Annotated in this window: 1 protein-coding gene; it reads left to right on the top strand. The window is 64.4% G+C overall.

The window, feature by feature from the left end; genetic code table 11:
* Positions 1-481 (top strand): radical SAM protein (locus EN850_RS33505; protein ID WP_136092931.1); only part of this gene is annotated, 481 nt, incomplete at both ends.

The raw sequence follows: 481 nt of genomic DNA, 5'->3' as shown, positions 1-481 counted from the left end.
CTGTCGGCGGCCTGGTGAGCGGCCTGGGCAGGGTCCGCGCCGTCCATTTCGGCGGCGGCTCCCCGACGATGCTCAAGCCCGACGACATCCTCATGCTCGGAAGCGCGTTGCGGGACCGGTTCGACTTTCTCGATGACGCCAGTCTCAGTGTCGAGATCGATCCGAGCGACATGGACGAGGGGCGGCTTGACGCTTTCGCGGCGATAGGCATGACGAGAGCAAGCCTCGGCGTCCAGGACTTCGATCCCAAGGTGCAGAAGGCGATCAATCGCGAGCAGAGCTTCGCGCTGACCAAGAGCATTGTCGATGCGGTGCGGGCGCGAGGCGTCACGTTCGTCAACCTGGATCTGCTTTACGGACTGCCGCACCAGACCTGCGAGAGCGTTGCGGCGACTGTCTCCCAGGCGCTGACGCTGGCGCCAGACAGGCTGGCGCTGTTCGGCTACGCGCATGTGCCGTGGTTCAAGAAGCATCAGACGAT

This window comes from Mesorhizobium sp. M8A.F.Ca.ET.207.01.1.1, from assembly GCF_004794715.1.
In the GTDB taxonomy this organism is placed as follows: Bacteria; Pseudomonadota; Alphaproteobacteria; order Rhizobiales; family Rhizobiaceae; genus Mesorhizobium.
The sequence above is the reverse complement of the archived record's forward strand: the minus strand, read 5'-3'. Positions and strand labels throughout refer to the sequence as shown.